This window comes from Blautia sp. AF19-13LB, from assembly GCF_003479105.1.
GTDB classification, from domain to species: Bacteria; Bacillota; Clostridia; order Lachnospirales; family Lachnospiraceae; genus Fusicatenibacter; species Fusicatenibacter saccharivorans.
On record NZ_QUGO01000010.1, the window covers coordinates 150,563 to 167,493 of the forward strand.

At 50.5% G+C, this 16,931-nt stretch carries 19 protein-coding genes and 1 pseudogene; 18 read left to right on the forward strand and 2 right to left on the reverse strand.

Going from position 1 to position 16,931, the window contains the following annotated elements; genetic code table 11:
• Positions 1-28: 28 nt before the first annotated feature.
• The 9 genes from clpX (at position 29) to rpsI (ending at position 8,662) form a co-directional block, all read left to right on the forward strand.
• Positions 29-1,324: an ATP-dependent Clp protease ATP-binding subunit ClpX gene (gene clpX, locus DWX32_RS12200; protein ID WP_117509624.1), complete on the forward strand. Its 1,296-nt coding sequence runs from the start codon at positions 29-31 to the stop codon at positions 1,322-1,324.
• Between the two features lie 21 nt (positions 1,325-1,345).
• Positions 1,346-3,673, forward strand: a complete 2,328-nt coding sequence (gene lon / locus DWX32_RS12205) for an endopeptidase La (RefSeq protein WP_055265745.1) — start codon at positions 1,346-1,348, stop codon at positions 3,671-3,673.
• Positions 3,674-3,707: 34 nt separating this feature from the next.
• On the forward strand, positions 3,708-4,313 hold the full coding sequence (gene yihA / locus DWX32_RS12210; RefSeq protein ID WP_055219842.1) for a ribosome biogenesis GTP-binding protein YihA/YsxC: 606 nt from the start codon (positions 3,708-3,710) through the stop codon (positions 4,311-4,313).
• Positions 4,314-4,317: 4 nt separating this feature from the next.
• On the forward strand, positions 4,318-5,163 hold the full coding sequence (locus DWX32_RS12215; RefSeq protein WP_055219895.1) for an energy-coupling factor transporter ATPase: 846 nt from the start codon (positions 4,318-4,320) through the stop codon (positions 5,161-5,163).
• Positions 5,154-6,038, forward strand: coding sequence for an energy-coupling factor transporter ATPase (locus DWX32_RS12220; protein ID WP_118660223.1), 885 nt, complete (start codon positions 5,154-5,156; stop codon positions 6,036-6,038). The genes DWX32_RS12215 and DWX32_RS12220 overlap by 10 nt, the downstream gene beginning before the upstream one ends.
• Positions 6,032-6,832 (forward strand): energy-coupling factor transporter transmembrane component T family protein, encoded by an 801-nt coding sequence (locus DWX32_RS12225; RefSeq protein ID WP_055265741.1) that lies wholly within the window; start codon positions 6,032-6,034, stop codon positions 6,830-6,832. Before DWX32_RS12220 ends, DWX32_RS12225 begins: the two co-directional genes overlap by 7 nt.
• A 24-nt stretch (positions 6,833-6,856) precedes the next feature.
• Entirely contained in the window at positions 6,857-7,609 is a 753-nt protein-coding gene (gene truA / locus DWX32_RS12230; protein WP_055265739.1) for a tRNA pseudouridine(38-40) synthase TruA, read from the forward strand.
• A gap of 214 nt (positions 7,610-7,823) precedes the next feature.
• The gene (rplM, locus tag DWX32_RS12235) at positions 7,824-8,252 is read left to right on the forward strand and encodes a 50S ribosomal protein L13 (protein WP_055219851.1); all 429 of its coding nucleotides are present in this window, start codon (positions 7,824-7,826) and stop codon (positions 8,250-8,252) included.
• Between the two features lie 17 nt (positions 8,253-8,269).
• Positions 8,270-8,662, forward strand: a complete 393-nt coding sequence (gene rpsI, locus DWX32_RS12240) for a 30S ribosomal protein S9 (protein ID WP_055219853.1) — start codon at positions 8,270-8,272, stop codon at positions 8,660-8,662.
• A 103-nt stretch (positions 8,663-8,765) separates the two neighbouring features.
• Here the strand turns inward: rpsI and DWX32_RS12245 are convergent, their stop codons facing one another.
• On the reverse strand, positions 8,766-10,355 hold the full coding sequence (locus DWX32_RS12245; protein WP_118660225.1) for a recombinase family protein: 1,590 nt from the start codon (positions 10,353-10,355) through the stop codon (positions 8,766-8,768).
• Between the two features lie 185 nt (positions 10,356-10,540).
• Here DWX32_RS12245 and DWX32_RS12250 point away from each other — a divergent pair, with 185 nt between their 5' ends.
• The 7 genes and pseudogenes from DWX32_RS12250 to DWX32_RS20155 all read left to right on the forward strand — a co-directional run bounded on the left by DWX32_RS12250 (position 10,541) and on the right by DWX32_RS20155 (position 14,784).
• Positions 10,541-11,512 carry a DUF6017 domain-containing protein gene (locus tag DWX32_RS12250; protein WP_055158529.1) on the forward strand — a complete coding sequence of 324 codons (972 nt, stop codon included), beginning with the start codon at positions 10,541-10,543 and terminating at the stop codon, positions 11,510-11,512.
• A 22-nt stretch (positions 11,513-11,534) separates the two neighbouring features.
• Positions 11,535-11,753 carry a DUF5348 domain-containing protein gene (locus tag DWX32_RS12255; RefSeq protein ID WP_002590558.1) on the forward strand — a complete coding sequence of 73 codons (219 nt, stop codon included), beginning with the start codon at positions 11,535-11,537 and terminating at the stop codon, positions 11,751-11,753.
• A 41-nt stretch (positions 11,754-11,794) separates the two neighbouring features.
• A complete protein-coding gene (locus tag DWX32_RS12260) occupies positions 11,795-12,271 on the forward strand; it encodes a PcfB family protein (protein WP_055158527.1) in 477 nt (158 codons plus the stop codon).
• Positions 12,268-13,797, forward strand: a pseudogene (locus tag DWX32_RS12265) (VirD4-like conjugal transfer protein, CD1115 family); the annotation flags it as partial. The gene DWX32_RS12260 and the pseudogene DWX32_RS12265, both read left to right, overlap by 4 nt.
• 97 nt (positions 13,798-13,894) lie before the next feature.
• Positions 13,895-14,272, forward strand: coding sequence for a TnpV protein (locus DWX32_RS12270; protein ID WP_055219871.1), 378 nt, complete (start codon positions 13,895-13,897; stop codon positions 14,270-14,272).
• Between the two features lie 14 nt (positions 14,273-14,286).
• Complete coding sequence (locus tag DWX32_RS12275; RefSeq protein WP_055219873.1) at positions 14,287-14,469, forward strand: hypothetical protein; 183 nt, start codon at positions 14,287-14,289, stop codon at positions 14,467-14,469.
• A 12-nt stretch (positions 14,470-14,481) separates the two neighbouring features.
• On the forward strand, positions 14,482-14,784 hold the full coding sequence (locus tag DWX32_RS20155) for a hypothetical protein (protein WP_055219875.1): 303 nt from the start codon (positions 14,482-14,484) through the stop codon (positions 14,782-14,784).
• A gap of 80 nt (positions 14,785-14,864) precedes the next feature.
• Here the strand turns inward: DWX32_RS20155 and DWX32_RS12285 are convergent, their stop codons facing one another.
• Complete coding sequence (locus DWX32_RS12285; protein WP_055266762.1) at positions 14,865-15,713, reverse strand: helix-turn-helix domain-containing protein; 849 nt, start codon at positions 15,711-15,713, stop codon at positions 14,865-14,867.
• 174 nt (positions 15,714-15,887) lie between these two features.
• Here DWX32_RS12285 and DWX32_RS20160 point away from each other — a divergent pair, with 174 nt between their 5' ends.
• Together DWX32_RS20160 and DWX32_RS12295 are read left to right on the forward strand one after the other, a co-directional pair.
• The gene (locus tag DWX32_RS20160; RefSeq protein WP_226906287.1) at positions 15,888-16,367 is read left to right on the forward strand and encodes a hypothetical protein; all 480 of its coding nucleotides are present in this window, start codon (positions 15,888-15,890) and stop codon (positions 16,365-16,367) included.
• Positions 16,351-16,656 (forward strand): hypothetical protein, encoded by a 306-nt coding sequence (locus DWX32_RS12295; RefSeq protein WP_055222220.1) that lies wholly within the window; start codon positions 16,351-16,353, stop codon positions 16,654-16,656. The genes DWX32_RS20160 and DWX32_RS12295 overlap by 17 nt, the downstream gene beginning before the upstream one ends.
• Positions 16,657-16,931 lie beyond the last annotated feature (275 nt).

Consider the following 16,931-nt stretch of genomic DNA (forward strand, 5'->3'; position numbering starts at 1 on the left):
GTTGTAATATGTTGAAAGGAAGAAAACGATGGCTATAAAAGGGAATGATACCAAGATCCGCTGCTCTTTCTGCGGAAAGACAGAAGACCAGGTACGCAAGCTGATCGCAGGCCCGGACGGGGCATACATCTGTGATGACTGCGTGGCAATCTGCTCGGAGATCATTCAGGAAGAATTTGAGGATCTGTACGGCGAGCAGGATACCGACGAGATCAACCTGATCAAACCAAAGGAAATCAAAGCATTTCTGGATGACTACGTAATCGGACAGGATGAGGCGAAAAAAGTGCTCTCCGTTGCTGTTTACAACCATTACAAACGAGTGCTTTCCGGTGCATCCTCCGACATCGAACTGCAGAAGAGCAACATTCTGATGCTCGGACCGACCGGTTCCGGAAAAACGTATCTGGCACAGACACTGGCCAAACTGATCAACGTTCCGTTTGCAATTGCAGACGCAACGGCGCTCACCGAGGCAGGTTATGTCGGCGAGGACGTAGAAAACATTCTGCTCCGCCTCATTCAGGCAGCAGACTATGATATCGAGCGCGCTGAGCACGGCATCATCTACATCGATGAGATCGATAAAATCACAAGAAAATCCGAAAACGCTTCGATCACACGAGATGTTTCCGGCGAGGGTGTACAGCAGGCACTGCTGAAAATCCTGGAGGGAACTGTAGCTTCCGTTCCGCCGCAGGGCGGAAGAAAGCATCCGCATCAGGAGTTTATTCAGATTGATACGACGAATATCCTCTTTATCTGCGGCGGTGCATTCGAAGGACTCGAGAAGATCATCGAGACGAGACAGGATACGAAATCCATCGGATTCAACAATCCGATCGGCCATGCAAAAGATGAGAATGTCGGAGATCTGCTCCGTCAGGTCATGCCGCAGGATCTGACCAAGTTCGGCCTGATTCCGGAGTTTGTCGGACGTGTGCCGATTGTCGTTACGTTAAATTCTCTGGATGAGACGGCCCTGATGAAGATTCTGGTTGAGCCGAAGAATTCTCTGGTCAAACAGTACAAGAAGCTGTTTGAGCTGGACGGCGTACAGCTTGACTTCAAAGAAGATGCACTCGAAGCGATTGCAAAGAAATCCCTGGAGCGGAAAACAGGCGCCAGAGGTCTCCGCGCAATCATGGAAGATACGATGATGGATCTGATGTATGAGATCCCGTCGGACAATACGACAAAAGAATGCGTCATCACCAAGGACGCTGTAGAAAAGAAGGCGGAGCCGGAGATTATTCACGGCGAACCGGCCCCTGTTCCACGGCGGAATATGGGAAGAAGATCCGGAAGACCGGAAACCGCCTGAAAAACGCAGGAGGAAACTTAAATGGAAGAAGTGACAAAAGTATTACCGGCGATTGCGCTGCGTGGAACAACGATTTTGCCGGATATGATTGTACATTTTGATATCAGCAGACCTAAATCGGTTCGTGCGGTCGAGGAGGCGATGCTGGGAGACCAGAAAATTTTCCTGATTACACAGAAAGACCCGGATACGGAAGTACCGGGTCTGCTTGATGTGTATAAAATTGGAACAATTGCGGTCATCAAACAGGTTGTGAGAATGCCAAAGGATGTTCTTCGGATTCTCGTAGAAGCAGAAAGACGCGCAGAACTGCTGAACTTCGAGGAAGAGGAGAGCGAGTATCTCCGCGCCGAGGTGGCGCTGTTTACCGGCTCGGACGAAATGCAGTTTTCCGATATCGAGCAGGAGGCAATGCTGCGCAACTTAAAAGAGCTGTTTGCCGTCTACTGCGAGCAGACGCAGAAAGTCAGCAAGGAACTGGCAGGCCAGATCCTCGGAACCGAAGAAGTTGGAAAGCTGGTGGACCAGATCTGCATGAATCTGCCCCTCGACTACGTAAACCGCCAGAAACTGCTGGAGGCTGTGGAGCTTTCCGAGCGGTATGATACGCTCTGCGTCATGATCGCCAACGAGATTCAGATTCAGGAGATCCGTTCGGAGATTCAGGGAAAAATCAAAGAGCGGATCGATAAGAACCAGCGTGATTATATTCTGCGCGAGCAGCTTAAAGTCATCCGCGAGGAACTCGGCGAGGACAATTCCCGGACCGAGATTGAAAATTATAAGAAGCAGCTTGAGAAGCTCAAAGCCTCCAAAGAGGTAAAAGAGCGGATTTCCGAGGAGATTCACCGTCTGGAAAATTCGGCCAACAATCCGTCCGAGGCAGGCGTGATCCGCGGCTATATCGAGACACTGCTGGGGCTTCCGTGGGATAAGGCATCCCGTGACAATCAAGATCTGGCAAGAGCACGCGAGATTCTGGAGGAAGATCACTACGGTCTTTCGAAAGTAAAAGAGAGAATCCTCGAATTCCTGGCCGTACGCACCCTGACGAAGAAAGGCGAGAGCCCGATTCTCTGCCTGGCAGGCCCTCCGGGAACCGGTAAGACCTCGATTGCGAGAAGCGTGGCGCGAGCCCTGAATAAAAAATACGTCCGCATCTGTCTCGGCGGTGTGCGGGATGAGGCGGAGATCCGCGGCCACAGAAGAACCTACATCGGCGCGATGCCGGGACGCATTGCGGCGGGACTCCATCAGGCGAAGGTGAAAAATCCGTTGATGCTGCTCGACGAGATCGACAAAGTAAGTGCAGATTACAAGGGAGATACCTCTTCCGCGCTTCTTGAGGTCCTCGATTCCGAGCAGAATAATAAATTTGCCGATCATTACGTAGAGCTTCCGATCGACCTTTCGGAGGTGCTCTTTATTGCAACCGCAAATGATATTCAGAACATTCCGCGTCCGTTGCTGGACCGTATGGAAGTGATTGAAATTTCAAGCTATACGGAAAACGAGAAGTTCCATATCGCAAAAGAACATCTCGTTCCGAAGCAGAAGAAGGCGAACGGTCTGAAAGAAGCACAGCTTGTGATCGAGGATGAGGCGCTGATGGAAGTGATCAGCGGCTACACCAGAGAGGCCGGTGTCCGCTCCCTGGAGCGCCAGATCGGCAGAATCTGCAGAAAGAGTGCGAGAAAGATTCTCGAGGAACAGGTAAAAGAGGTTGTTGTGACGAAAGAAAACCTGGAAGAGTTCCTCGGAAAAGAGAGGTATGAGTTCCAGCCGGCCAACGAAAAACCGGAGATTGGTATTGTGCGCGGTCTTGCCTGGACGGCAGTCGGCGGCGATACGCTGCAGATCGAGGTCAATGTGATGCCGGGAAAAGGAGAGTTTCTGCTGACCGGCCAGCTCGGCGATGTGATGAAGGAGTCTGCGCAGGCGGGCATCAGCTTTATTCGTTCCGTGGCAGAGCAGTATAAGATTCCGAAAGAATTTTTCGAGAAACACGACATCCACATTCATATTCCGGAGGGAGCCGTTCCAAAAGATGGCCCGTCTGCCGGTATTACGATGGCGACGGCGATGGTTTCCGCGATCACAAAGGTTCCGGTAAAAGCAGACGTTGCGATGACCGGAGAGATTACGCTCCGCGGCCGTGTGCTTCCGATCGGCGGCTTAAAAGAGAAGCTGCTGGCGGCAAAGAAAGCCGGTATCCATATGGTTCTCGTTCCGGAGAAAAATGAGCCGGATGTAAGAGAACTGGATGCGGAGATCACAGACGGACTGCAGATCGAATTTGTCGGCAGCATGGAACAGGTATTAAAACTGGCACTTGTGGAAAAGAAGTAAGGCCAGAAGATGCAAAAAACAGGAGAAGAAAAGTATGGTAATTAAACAGGTAGAGCTGCAGCATGTCTGCGGAATCACCAGTAAACTGCCGGATACCGGTCAGGTGGAAGTGGCATTTGCGGGAAAATCCAATGTTGGAAAATCTTCTCTCATCAATGCCCTGATGAATCGGAAATCACTGGCGCGTACCAGTGCGCAGCCGGGAAAAACACAGACGATCAACTACTACCACATCAATGAGGAAATGTATCTGGTGGATTTGCCGGGATACGGTTTTGCGAGAGCCTCCGAGGAGGTTAAAGCAAAATGGGGCAAGCTGATCGAGGATTATCTGCATCAGTCAAAAATGCTGCACGCAGTATTTCTTCTGATTGATATCCGTCATGCACCGTCCAACAACGATCGCATCATGTACAACTGGATTCTTCGAAACGGCTATCAGCCGATCATCATTGCGACGAAGCTGGACAAGATCAAGCGCAGCCAGCTTCAGAAGCAGATCAAGCTGATCCGCGAGACGCTGGAGGTTGAGAAAGATACGATTGTGATTCCGTTTTCTGCAGAGACAAAACAGGGACGCGAGGAGATCTGGAATCTGATTGATGAAATCCGCTCGGATGCAGAAGAAAGCGGGGAATAATGTCATGGGTATGATACGTGCGGCAGGCCTTGGGTATGAATACCTCCGTTATGAGGAGGAAGGACAGGAGCCGGAAGTAACAAAAGCGATCGAGGACGTCAGTCTGGAAATCCAGAAGGGACAGTTTATCGCGGTGCTCGGGCATAACGGAAGCGGAAAATCAACGCTTGCGAAACATATCAACGCTCTGCTGGTGCCTACAGAAGGCACCATGTGGGTGGACGATATGAAGACGACAGATGAGGAGGATGTCTGGAAGATCCGCCAGAAAGCCGGTATGGTATTCCAGAACCCGGATAACCAGATCATCGGAAATGTGGTGGAAGAGGATGTCGGCTTTGGACCGGAAAATCTGGGTGTCCCGACCGATGAAATCTGGAAACGGGTGGAGGAGAGCCTTACGGCGACCGGGATGATTTCCTACCGGGCCCACTCTCCGAATAAGCTCTCGGGAGGTCAGAAACAGAGGGTTGCAATTGCAGGAGTGATGGCTATGCAGCCGGAATGTATTGTTCTTGATGAACCAACCGCGATGCTGGATCCGAACGGACGAAAAGAGGTTCTTCGCGCTGTGCGTAAGCTGAATGAAGAAAAGGGCGTTACGGTTATTCTGATTACGCATTACATGGAAGAGGTTGTTTTTGCGGACCGTGTGTTCGTTATGGACAACGGTAAGCTGGTAATGCAGGGGACGCCAAGGGAGATTTTTTCCGAAGTGGAGAAATTAAAAGAACTCCGTCTTGATGTACCCCAAGTGACACTGTTGGCTTATGAATTGAGAAAAAATGGTGTAGATCTCCCGGAGGGAATTTTGACCATTGAAGAACTGGTGAATGCATTATGTCATTGAAACTTGAAGATGTAACGTACACATACAGCCCGGGAACGGCATATGAAATGCACGCCCTGGAGCATATCAATCTTGAAATTCCGAATGGCCAGTTTGTTGGGATTATCGGCCATACGGGAAGCGGAAAATCGACGCTTGTGCAGCATTTGAACGGTCTGATCCGCCCGACATTGGGACGGGTGCTGTATAACGGAGAGGATATCTGGAAAGAAGGATATTCGCTAAGAGAGCTTCGAAGCCATGTGGGACTGGTTTTTCAGTACCCGGAGCATCAGCTTTTTGAGACGGATGTGATCACAGATGTCTGCTTCGGACCGAAAAATCAGGGACTTTCACCGGAGGAATGCAGAAAACGGGCGGAAGAGGCGCTGGATCATGTCGGATTTCCAAAGGAAATGTATGAAAAATCGCCGTTTGAACTCTCCGGAGGTCAGAAACGTCGTGTTGCGATTGCCGGTGTGCTTGCCATGAACCCGGATTTTCTGGTGCTTGACGAGCCGACTGCAGGCCTTGATCCGAAGGGACGCGATGAAATCCTCGATCAGCTTGCATTGCTGCATAAGACGCGCGGCATTTCGGTCGTGCTCGTATCGCACAGCATGGAGGATATTGCAAAATATGTAGAGCGGATTATTGTCATGAACCACGGTCATGTGGCGTTTGACGATACACCGAAGAAAGTCTTCGCTCACTATAAAGAGCTCGAGAAAATCGGTCTTGCGGCGCCGCAGATGACGTATATTATGCATGCGCTAAAGGAACACGGCATGGACGTGGACGTAACGGCGACGACGGTTGAGGAGGCACGCGATACGATTCTTGCGGCACTGGAAAGTCAGAAGAAAAACGGGAAAAAAGGAGCAGAAGTATGTTAAGAGATATTACTCTGGGACAGTATTACCCGGCAGATTCTATTCTGCACCGGCTTGACCCGCGTGTGAAATTTGTAGGAACGATCGTTTATGTCGTTTCCCTCTTTTTGTTCCACAATTGGGGCTATCTGCTTGGAACCGTATTCCTTGCGGTGATGATTAAACTGTCGAAGGTACCGTTCAAATTTATCACGAAGGGTCTGAAATCAATTTTTGTGCTGCTTGCGATTACGATGGTGTTTAACATCTTATTTACGCCGGGTGAGGTGCTCGTCCGTATCTGGAAAATTACGATCACCCGTGAGGGTGTGGCTATGGCATGCCGTATGTCGGTGCGTCTGATTTTCCTGATGATCGGCTCTTCGCTGATGACGCTGACGACAACACCGAACCAGCTGACGGATGCACTCGAAAGCCTGCTCGGACCATTGAAAAAAATCCATGTGCCGGTGCATGAGATTTCCATGATGATGTCAATCGCACTCCGTTTTATCCCGATTCTCCTGGAAGAGACAGACAAGATTATGAAAGCGCAGATGGCGCGCGGCGCGGATTTTGAGAGCGGAAATATTATCCAGAGAGTAAAGAACATGGTGCCGCTTCTGGTGCCGCTGTTTATTTCAGCCTTCCGCCGTGCAAATGATCTGGCGCTGGCAATGGAAGCACGCTGCTACCACGGAGGAGAGGGAAGAACACAGATGAAGCCGCTTCGGTATCAGACGCGCGATTATGCGGCGTATGGCGTCCTTATGGCATACCTTGTGTGCAGTATTGGCCTTCGCGTGTGTGGACTCTGATTTTGGCGAAAACGGAGGAGAAGAATGCGCAGAATTAAGCTGATTGTAGCGTATGACGGCACAAATTACTGTGGATGGCAGGTGCAGCCAAACGGCATTACAGTACAGGAAGTATTAAACCAGGCTCTTTCCGATCTTTTTGCGAAGAAAACGGCCTGCATCGGCGCAAGCCGGACCGACGCCGGGGTACATGCTCTCGGCAATGTTGCGGTATTTGATACGGATGCGAGAATGCCGGCGGACCGCATCGCATTTGCACTCAACACACGGCTTCCGGCAGATATCCGTATTCAGGGATCATCCGAAGTGCCGCCGGACTTTCACCCGCGTTTTACCGCAACAGTCAAAACATATGAATACAGGATTTTGAACCGCACATTTGCAGATCCGACGCGGAGACTGAATTCCTATTTCTGGTACGGTCCGCTGGATGTGGATGCGATGCGGCAGGCAGCATCGTATCTGGTTGGCATGCATGATTTTAAAAGCTTTGCAACAGCCAAACCGGAGGTGACCGACACGGTCCGTACCATCTATGAAACGAGTTTGGAAAAAGAAGACGATCTGATCCGCTTCCGGATCACTGGAAACGGTTTTCTCTACAATATGGTGCGGATTATCACCGGAACACTGCTTGAGGTTGGAAAGGGTGATTATCCGCCGGAGAAAGTAAAAGAAATTCTTGCGGCGAAGGATCGAAAAATGGCGGGAGCAACGGCAAGGCCGGAGGGGCTGACCCTGGTGCAGATCCGGTATCCCGAATGGGATTTCGAGTAAAGACATAAGTGGTCTGTATTTTCCGCAAAACGGGACTCGCAGTTTGCGAAAAAATGCAAAATATGGGTAAAAAACAGTTGACATTCCAAAATCCGTATAATATAATTACTAAATGTGTGACGTAGTTTGAAAACGCCGATGCCATAAGCCCCGGTAAGGCGGTTTCCTATATACATGAAACAGTAAATTGAATTTTTCACAGGAGGTTATATCCATGAACACCTTTATGGCAAATCCAGATAAGATTGAAAGAAAATGGTATGTTGTTGATGCAGAAGGATGTACATTAGGACGTCTGGCATCTGAAGTAGCAAAAGTATTACGTGGAAAAAACAAACCGGAGTACACTCCACACGTAGATACTGGTGATTACGTAATCGTAATCAACGCTGATAAAGTAGCAGTAACCGGTAAAAAACTGGATCAGAAGATCTATTACAGCCACTCCGATTATGTTGGTGGAATGAAAGAAGCTACTCTTCGTGAGATGATGGCTAAGAAACCGGAGAAGGTTGTTGAACTTGCAGTGAAAGGCATGCTTCCAAAAGGACCTCTTGGAAGACAGATGTTCACAAAACTTCACGTATACGCTGGTGCAGAGCACGCTCATGCAGCTCAGAAACCAGAAGTATTAACATTTTAATAGGGAGGTAAAGAACATTGGCTAGCGCAAAATATTACGGAACCGGAAGAAGAAAAAAATCTATCGCAAGAGTATATCTTGTACCGGGAACTGGTAAAGTTACCATCAATAAAAGAGACATCGATGAGTATTTTGGTCTGGAGACCCTGAAAGTTATCGTTCGTCAGCCTCTGGCAGCTACAGAGACCGCTGATAAATTTGACGTGATCGTAAACGTTCACGGCGGCGGATACACAGGACAGGCAGGAGCAATCCGTCACGGTGTTGCACGTGCCCTTCTGACTGTAGATAACGACTACAGACCAGTTCTGAAAAAAGCAGGATTCCTGACTCGTGATCCTAGAATGAAAGAGCGTAAGAAGTACGGCCTCAAAGCAGCTCGTCGCGCTCCGCAGTTCAGCAAGAGATAATCGACTGCTCAGACTATATCAAAATGGTTCAAAAAGCCCGGAAAATCAAGGCTTAATAGTGACAAGTAACTATTTTGTCGCAGAGAACGGTGTGACCCGAAGGTCACGCCGTTTTTCTGCGTTCATAGGTTGTTTGTGTGACAATAGGCTCGGAAATAACGGGAATATCCACATCGTCCACAAAGTTGAAAAAAATCTTCACTTTCTGCTTGCGCTTGCCGCTGGACTTGTCCGGGGCATAGACAACGATCTTCTTGATATACTCGTTCACGATGGTCTGTGTCAGTTCCTCCACATCCACATATTTCTGTGTCAGGGCGATAAAGGCATCCAGACCGTCATTCATTTCTTCCCGCTGTTCCACCCATTCTTCGATAACTTCAATTTCGAGCTTTAACCGTTCCTGTTCGGCTTCATAGTCCGCAGACATCTTTCTGTATCTGTCCTGATTGAGATTTCCAAGAACATAGTCCTCGTACAGCCGGGAGATGATGACATCCAGATCGGCAAGGCGTTTCTTTGCCTGTTCCAGCTTCTTTTTGTCATCCCGGATGCTGCGCTCCTGGTCAGTCCTGCGGCATTGCAGCCATTCCTCCTGAAAACCGTCCACATCGCTTCGGATATACTCATTGACTGCCCGGATGCGTTCCAGAACGATTTCACGAAGCACATCTTCCCGGATATAGTGGGCAGTACAAGTACCACGGTTGCTCTTGTAGTTGTTGCAGACGTAGTGATCCTGCTTGCCCTCAAAGCTTTTGCTTGTGGCAAAGTGGAGCTTGCCGCCGCAATCGGCACAAAACAGAAGCCCTGAGAACAATCCCTGCCGTTCCGCTTTTGCGGGGCGGCGTTTGTTTTTCCTCAGTTCCTGCACCCTGTCAAACTGTGCCTGAGATACAATCGCTTCCTGTGTGTCCGGCAGATAAAACATATTCTCCGGCTCATTGGGAATCCGCTTTTTCAGCTTGTAGGACTTGGAATAAGTCTTGAAGTTGCAGGTACAGCCTGTGTACTCCTGCCGTTCCAAAATCCCTACAATGGACTGGTTGCTCCAGTGGTACGGTCTTTCCGGCATCGGCTTTTTCTTTCGCTTGGCATACAGAGCTTTTGCGGTCAGAATCTGCTTTTCTTCCAGAATCCTTGCAATCTGCTCCGGGCCTTTGCCGTCAATGCAAAGGTCGAAGATGAGCTTGACTACCGGAGCCGCTTCTTCATCCAGAATCCAGTGATCCTTGTCCTCCGGGTCACAGCGGTATCCGTAGGGCGGTTTGCCCATGTGCTTCCCACTGGTTCCTCTCTGCCGCAAACTGACACGGACTTTCTTGCTGGTATCACGGGGATACCACTCGTTGAACAGATTACGGATTGCGGCGAAGCCCTCGCTGTCTCCCCGGTTGCTGTCCACACCGTCATTTACGGCGATAAAGCGGACATCGTAGCTCGGAAAGATAATATCCGTATATTGTCCAACAGTCAGATAGTCACGACCAAATCGGCTGAGGTCTTTGACCAGCCAGCAGCCTACAAGCCCCTGCTTGACAAGCTCAAAGCCCTCCTGCACACCGGGACGATTGAAAGCTGACGTTAGATAACGATACTTTTGAAAACACTGGAAAATCAAGGTTTTTCGAGCGACGGACAAGCCGGGTATTGTACTAAAAACTGAATACGACGCAAAAGCGGCGTTTCCCACTCTCTACACAGGGAGAACAGGAACGCCGCTTTTTTCATGCCCTTTGTTACGCAGTAGGGGCAGAAAAAGCCTTGCTACAAGCGGCTTTCCGGGCGCGTATCTGACGCGGCAAGGGATTTATACCTTATCCCCCGAAACCGCGCTTCTACTGCGTAACAAATCCACAGCAAAAGGAGTGATTTACTATGGCAGTTTTCCGGGTGGAACGAAACAAGGGCTACACCGTAATGAGCAACCACCACCTACGCAACAAGGAGCTTTCTCTAAAGGCAAAGGGGCTGTTGTCGCAAATGCTGTCACTCCCCGAAGATTGGGACTACACCTTGAAAGGCTTATCCCTTATCAACCGGGAGAAGATAGACGCTATCCGCGAAGCCATACGGGAGCTTGAACGCGCCGGGTATATCGTCCGTTCAAGGGAGCGCGACGAGAAAGGACGCTTGCGGGGCGCGGACTATGTGATATTCGAGCAGCCGCAGCCGCCTACGCCGGATTTACCTACATTGGAAAATCCAACATTGGATAATCCAACACAGGGAAAACCAACATTGGAAAAACCTACGTTGGAAAATCCAACGCAATTAAATAAAGATATACAAAGAACTGACTTACCAAAAAAAGAAAAATCAAATACGGATTTATCAAGTACCCATTCCATTCCTATCCTTTCCCCTAACCCCTCACCTTGCGGGGGAGCGGCTACGCCGCCGGAACGGAAAGGAACGGAAGCGGCAGCACAGAGCGCAGTAGAGATATACCGGGAAATCATCAAGGACAATATCGACTACGACATTCTCAAACAGGACATGAAATTTGACGGGGACAGGCTTGACGAGATTGTAGACCTCATGCTTGAAACGGTATGCACCGCCAGAAAGCGGGTGCGGATTGCGGGGGACGACTACCCGGCAGAGCTTGTGAAGTCAAAGTTTATGAAACTGGACGGCGAGCATATCCGCTTTGTGCTTGACTGTATGCGGGAGAACACAACCAAAATCCGCAACATCAAGCAATATCTGAAAGCAGCCCTTTTCAATGCCCCGTCCACAATCGGCAACTATTACACTTCCCTTGTCGCCCATGACATGGCAAGCGGCGCACTTGCGCCACAGGAGCCGCACGACCCCTATTCATTCAAACCGGGCGAAAGCCTGTAAACAACAAAAGGAGGATTTTATTATGGCACAGAGAACAGGAGCATTGGTATTTGACGAGCGCACTGACCGTTACGACATTCGCTTTGACCTCAATACTTACTATGGCGGGCTGCATTGCGGGGAGTGCTTTGACGTGTTCGTGCGGGGCAAGTGGAAGCCTACCCGGATTGAGTATGGCGACAACTGGTATCTTGTGGGTATCAGAGCCGAGGATTTGAATGGGCTGCGGGTGCGTATCTGACCGCCGCCCCATAAAGAAACGCGAAAGGAGGACGCGAGAAATTGCAGGACGAAGTAAACGAAAAGACCATAGCCCTTTACATCAAGACCGGGAAGCTGACCGCGCAGACGCTCCAAAAGGCAATGAAAGCCATTCTGTCAAAGGGCAAAAAGCAGCTTACGAAACAGCCACAGGGCAAGCAGAGCTTAAAGCAGCTTATGAAGCAGAACGCGGGCGTTTCCAACATTGAGATTACAAAAGACAATATCAAAGCCTTTGAGAGTACGGCGAAAAAGTACGGTATCGACTTCGCGCTGAAAAAGGACACGACGGAAAGCCCGCCCCGCTATCTTGTTTTCTTCAAGGGGCGGGACGCGGACGTGCTGACCGCAGCCTTTAAGGAGTTTTCCGCAAAGAAGCTGACACAGGACAGGAAGCCCTCTATCCGAAAGCTGCTGACAAGCCTTAAAGAAGCCGCACAGGGCAGAAACGCACAGCGAGAGAAAGTAAAAAACAAAGACAGGGGGCGGGAATTATGAAGCCGGAAATCAAGAAGCTGCTTATCCTCAATCTCCCCTATCTGCTCTTTGTCTGGCTCTTTGATAAAGTGGGCGCGGCTGTCCGGCTTTCCCTCGGCGCGGACGCAAGCGCAAAGCTGCTACATCTTGGGGACGGTTTTACCGCCGCCTTTTCCAGTATCGCGCCGAGTTTTCACCCCGTCGATTTGCTTATCGGCATTGCAGGGGCGGTCATTGTCCGGCTGATTATCTACGTCAAGGGCAAGAACGCGAAGAAGTACCGGAAAGGCATGGAATACGGCTCTGCACGTTGGGGGACAGCCGAGGACATAAAGCCGTACACAGACCCGGTATTTGAGAACAATATCCCCCTCACACAGACGGAACGGCTCACCATGAACAGCCGCCCGAAGCAGCCAAAGTATGCAAGGAACAAAAATATCCTTGTAATCGGCGGTTCCGGCAGCGGCAAGACAAGGTTTTTTGTCAAACCGTCGCTCATGCAAATGCACAGCAGCTATGTTGTCACAGACCCGAAAGGCACCGTCTTAATCGAGTGCGGGAAGCTCTTACAGCGGGGCGGCTATCGGATAAAAGTGCTGAATACGATTAACTTCAAGAAATCCATGAAATACAATCCCTTTGCCTATCTGCGGAGCGAAAAGGATATTTTGAAGTTAGTCAATACCATTATCGCCAACACCAAAGGCGACGGGGAGAAATCCGGCGAGGATTTTTGGGTGAAAGCGGAAAAGCTCTACTACACCGCGCTAATCGGCTATATCTGGTACGAAGCCCCGGACGAGGAAAAGAACTTCACGACGCTGCTTGAAATGATAAATGCGTCGGAAGCCCGCGAGGACGACGAGGACTTCCAGAACCCGGTTGACCTCATGTTTGAACGTCTGGAAGAAAAAGACCCGGAGCATTTCGCGGTCAAGCAGTACAAAAAATACAAACTTGCGGCGGGCAAGACAGCAAAAAGCATACTTATCTCATGCGGCGCGAGGTTAGCCCCATTCGACATTAAGGAGCTGCGCGAGCTTATGGAAACCGACGAAATGGAGCTTGACACCATAGGCGACAGAAAGACCGCCCTTTTCGTCATTATCAGTGACACCGACGATACCTTTAACTTTGTCGTGAGTATCCTCTACACACAGCTATTCAACCTCTTGTGCGACAAGGCAGATGATGTGTACGGCGGGCGGCTTCCCGTCCATGTACGGTGCTTACTTGATGAATTTGCGAATATCGGGCAGATACCGAAGTTTGAAAAGCTCATAGCCACCATAAGGAGCCGGGAAATATCCGCGTCAATCATCTTGCAGAGCCAGTCACAGCTAAAAGCCATTTACAAGGACAACGCCGATACCATAGTCGGCAACTGCGACACCACGCTTTTCTTGGGCGGCAAGGAGAAAACGACGCTCAAAGAAATATCGGAAATTTTAGGCAAGGAAACAATCGACAGCTTCAACACTTCCGAAACCAGAGGGCGGGAGCTTTCGCATGGGCTGAACTATCAGAAATTGGGAAAGGATATGCCATACTTGTTCGTGAAGAGTTCAGTTGCCTTGAATTTATCATGAACAGGGACACGATCAACTGGATTCTGAAATAACTGAATACAGGAGGTCGAACATGGAGCATTTACCAAAGAAAATCCATCAAAACGGAATCAGCTACACGCTGGTGGGAGACTACTACATCCCCGATCTGGAGCTACCGGAGGAAAGCCGCCCCATTGGGCGGTGGGGCCGGATGCACAAAGCGTTTCTGCAAGAACACCGGCCCGGCCAGTACAATGCCCTGCTTCTGTCGGGAAAACTCTGGACATATCTTGCTGACCTGAACGAACAGGCCGCTGACCGGCTGGCGTGTATCGTCTCGCAGATGCAGGAGGCGGAGGGTGTCACCGAGGAACTGAAAGCCCGTGACCAGCTTGCGTGGGTCGGGGGCATGAACAGCATTCGCAGCCGAGCAGAGGAAATCATCCTCTCTGAGATGATTTTTGTTTAAGGAGGTGCCTGTCTATGAGATACCGTATCGAATACGCCGATGGGCGTTATTGTAACTTTGCCAACGGCAGGGCTGAGCTGCTGAAATGGCTGAAACTGCTGAAGCAAGAGGAAATCTCCGACATCCGCAAAGTATATAAAAGCGGTGTGTCAGATTCCGTCCTGGAAACATACCGGAATTATATCCGCCCAGCATAAGGAGGGGCGCTTATGGGTACAGATATAGAAAAATTGGTTGATTTGATGATTCAGGAGCGGATGCAGAGCCAGTTTGCTAAGTGGCGGGAGGCAGAAACCGGCACGGAGAAAAAAGAGGATTGCCTTCGCTTGGAAAACGAGTATGAAAAAGCAATCAGCGCATTGTCTGAGGAACAGAAGGACGCTGTAAGACACTACTGTGATTCTATTTTCGATTCTGGTGCAGAAAGCGAGTGCTTCTTTTACCGGCTGGGCCTCAAAGATGGCATCCGTCTCTGGAAGTTTATGAAAAAGCTGATGAAAACGGTCAGCTAACGGATGTATAACCACATATTTTATTCCGCCCACAAACGGGTCGAAAGCCGTCCAACGGTACAGATTGGGCGGCTTTCCTGTTATCTGCGTTTCTTCCGCTTGGGCGCATAGTACGGCTGCGGCTTGGCCTTTCCTCTCATGTTGTTGGGATTTTTGAGCATTTTGGACAGGCTCAGTATCCGCAAAAATGCAGAGAAGTCCTCTGAGGAAATCTTCTCGAAGGGTATCTGCATTCTGTCGCAAAATTCGTGGATTACCACTTCCTCTTGGCTGCCCTGTTCGAGCGCCTGTTCAAACTTTTCCTTGACGTCATCCAGCGTGGGCTGCGGGTCGGCGGTGGTCTTGTCCTTGCGGTGTGCTTCCCGGATGTCCCGGACGATGCTGTCCAGATCATCGTGCATGACATGGCTGTAAAAATCGCTTTCCTGCACCTGCCCCAGTTCCAGCGTCCGCATATAGAGGTCATCTTCTCCGGGCGCATACTTGCTCATGACGGTCTGCCGGGTGGCCTCCAACACCAGATTCATCTGCTCCACCCGCATATTGGCGATCTGGTCGATGCAGATTTCCATATCTATCATCAGCCGCCGGAAATTCGGGTGGGCAGCCAGTTCGCAGAGAAGCCGGTTGTTGATTTTGCCGCTGCTCAAAAGTTCCACCATATCATCACTCAGATGCAGAGATTGAAGTTCTGTGTTTGGGTGATTTTTATTTTCCGTCAGCCCCATCAGATAGTCGGTGGACACGCCGTAAAAGTCCGCCAGCGTTGCAATCGCAAACGGGCTGATGTCCTTGTAGTCATCGGTTTCGTATTTTCCCAGCGCGGATTTAGACAGGCCGGTCTGCTCCGCCAGTTGTTCCAGCGTCAGGTGCTTGTCCACCACCCGCAGGTCTTTGAGCCGCTCCGGGATTGTCAGCTTTGCGTACATCCAAAGCCCCTCTCTCGTTATCTTTTTCAGTGATTACACCCATTATAGCACGATTCCATAAGCGTGGAAATATGCGGATTTCGAGCGTTTTTCCGACGTTTTGGATATACGGGAAAGGGCCTCTTTTTTCGGTAAACTGGTTCTTGCAGACAGGCACAGAACCTTGAAAATCGAATGACCGGCTGCAAGGGGTATGGCCTCCGGGGAAGTGACGCCAGGACAGAAATCGAGCACACCAAAGAGGCCGATACGCCGGGAGAAATTCCGGGCAGGAGCGGCTTGCAGGCAGACCGGCGGACAGGAAACAAGTTTATCATGCGGGGCGCATGGCTCCGCAGCAAAGAAATGGAGGAAATCATTATGACACTGAGTATGAAAGAAAAGAAGATTCTCTACGCTTACGGCTGTCTCAGCCACCACAATACGGTGACACGGCTGAAATGGCTGACGGCTCTGACGGTTGACCCGGAGGCCAAACGCCGGATGCTGGGGCTGGCCCGGAAGGTGGAGACGGAGATGAACGAAAGCTGGTACGAGGATTTTTATCACCATCTGCGCATGGAGATGGACGAGTACCGCCGTCTCAAGCGCAACCTGCGTGTGCTGAAATCTTACACCGATTATGAGGAGGATCTGTATGAAGAAGCTGTCTAAGTATGAGAAAGAAACCATCATCAACTGGAACGAGGCGGAGAACCTTGCCAGCGTCTACACCTTCAACGCCAGCTTGAAGCGCAGGCTGGCTGATTTCAGCCGGAAGTACCCACTGTTGTGCCGGTTGGAGCGCAGCACGCCGGAGGGCAGCGTGACCTATGTGCTGGACAAGTCCCGGCTGTCGATCCGGCTGGTGCCTCCGTACAGCGAAGAACGGAAAGCCGCCGCAAGGGAGTACGCAAAGGAGCATGGCTTTCAGGTGGTGGTAACGGAAGAAAAAATCGCCTAAAATCGGGGTGTTTACGGGAAAAATGACGGGTCTGCACCCGATGTTTTGACCGGCAATCCCCGCAGGCGTATTCCGTATCCACTCCCCGCCTATGGGCGCAAATGTGTGGATACGGAGCCGGTGAAACTGGCAAACACCGTTCCTGCGGTGGAAGCCAGCTTCGCCGGTGCGGAAGTACAGAGGGCGGCCAGCCCTTTGTGGCGGGGTGCAGGGGCGGCAGCGCACTGCTGGGGTCAAGGGGCAACGCCCATTGGCAGGGTAAGGGCGGCAGCCAT